At 39.7% G+C, this 1,603-nt stretch carries 1 protein-coding gene; it reads left to right on the top strand.

Annotation, left to right across the window (positions count from 1 at the left end; all coding sequences use genetic code 11):
- The first annotated feature begins 184 nt into the window (after nt 1-184).
- Nucleotides 185-1,477 carry a phosphopyruvate hydratase gene (eno, locus tag DDR33_RS14830; RefSeq protein WP_109416577.1) on the top strand — a complete coding sequence of 431 codons (1,293 nt, stop codon included), beginning with the start codon at nt 185-187 and terminating at the stop codon, nt 1,475-1,477.
- The last annotated feature ends 126 nt before the right edge of the window (nt 1,478-1,603 follow it).

Raw genomic sequence — 1,603 nt, 5'->3', positions numbered from 1 at the left:
AAGCCAATCCCGGCGGGGCCGCGATGAGCTAAATCACAATTTATTGTAACATTGATTATTTTTGAACCCGCCAAAAACACTACTTTTGGCCAGCCTGTTAACTTGAAAAAGAACAAATTGGAACTCCTTATAACAGAAGGAAATCCGCAAAAGCCAATTAGGTAAAATTTAATATAAAAAGACAATGAGCTTAATTTTAGACGTACACGCCCGCCAGATCCTCGACTCGAGGGGCAATCCTACTGTTGAAGTAGACGTAATTACAGAAAATGGTATCCTTGGCCGTGCAGCAGTACCATCAGGTGCATCAACAGGTATGTATGAGGCAGTTGAACTTCGTGATAACGACAAAGCAACTTACATGGGTAAGGGTGTTTTAAATGCTGTTAAAAATGTAAACGAAATATTAGCTGAGAAACTTAAAGGCATGGATGTATTTGAACAAAATGCAATCGATGCTTTAATGCTCGAAGTTGATGGTACAGAGAACAAAGGTAAAATTGGCGCAAACGCTATTTTAGGTGTTTCTTTAGCAGTTGCAAAAGCAGCAGCACAAGAAAGCCGCCAGCCTCTTTACCGTTACATTGGTGGTGTTAACGCTAACACACTTCCTATACCAATGATGAACATCATCAATGGAGGTTCTCACTCTGATGCTCCTATCGCTTTCCAGGAATTCATGATCATGCCAGCTGGTGCTCCTTCATTCTCTGAAGCATTACGCTGGGGTGCAGAAGTGTTCCATAACCTTAAGAAAATCCTTCATGACAGAGGCTTATCTACCGCAGTAGGTGACGAAGGTGGATTTGCTCCAACTTTCGATGGAACTGAAGATGCAGCTGAAACTATCTTAAAAGCGATTGAAAAAGCTGGTTACAAACCAGGTGTTGATATTTTCTTAGCTCTTGATTGTGCTTCTTCTGAGTTCTACAAAGACGGTATTTACGATTATACTAAATTTGAAGGCGAGAAAGGTGCAAAACGTACAAGTGCAGAACAAGCAGATTACCTTGCTCAGTTAACTCAAAAATACCCTATCATTTCTATTGAAGATGGTATGGACGAAAATGACTGGGATGGCTGGAAATTATTAACTGACAAAATTGGCGATAAAGTTCAATTAGTTGGTGATGATTTATTTGTAACTAACGTTAGTCGTCTTCAAAAAGGTATTGATAGCAAAACTGGTAACTCAATCCTTGTAAAAGTTAACCAAATCGGTTCATTAACTGAAACTATCAACGCAGTATCATTAGCTCAAACTAATGGTTATACTTCAGTGATGTCTCACCGTTCTGGCGAAACAGAAGATGTTACTATTGCCGACTTAGCAGTAGCATTAAACTGTGGCCAGATCAAAACTGGTTCAGCTTCACGTTCAGACAGGATTGCAAAATACAATCAGTTGATCCGTATCGAAGAAGAACTTGGCGCTTCTGCCCGTTTTATCGGCAAAGACTTTAAGTTCTTAAAATAAGCTCCTATAGATTTGAGTCCTGAGACTTTGGTCTTAAGACAACAGGTCTTAAAGTAAAAGAGAGTGTCCCTTTTCCGGAGCACTCTCTTTTTTTTAACCACTCTTTTATCTCCCAACCTCTTCATA

The sequence above is a fragment of the Pararcticibacter amylolyticus genome (assembly GCF_003130405.1).
In the GTDB taxonomy this organism is placed as follows: Bacteria; Bacteroidota; Bacteroidia; order Sphingobacteriales; family Sphingobacteriaceae; genus Arcticibacter; species Arcticibacter amylolyticus.
Note: the sequence above shows the minus strand (reverse complement) of the source record. Positions and strands in the feature narration are given on the sequence as shown.

What these genes read in the sequence shown, in the direction of transcription:
- eno (WP_109416577.1), top strand. Translation starts at nt 185, where the DNA reads ATGAGCTTAATTTTAGACGTACACGCCCGCCAGATCCTCGACTCGAGG.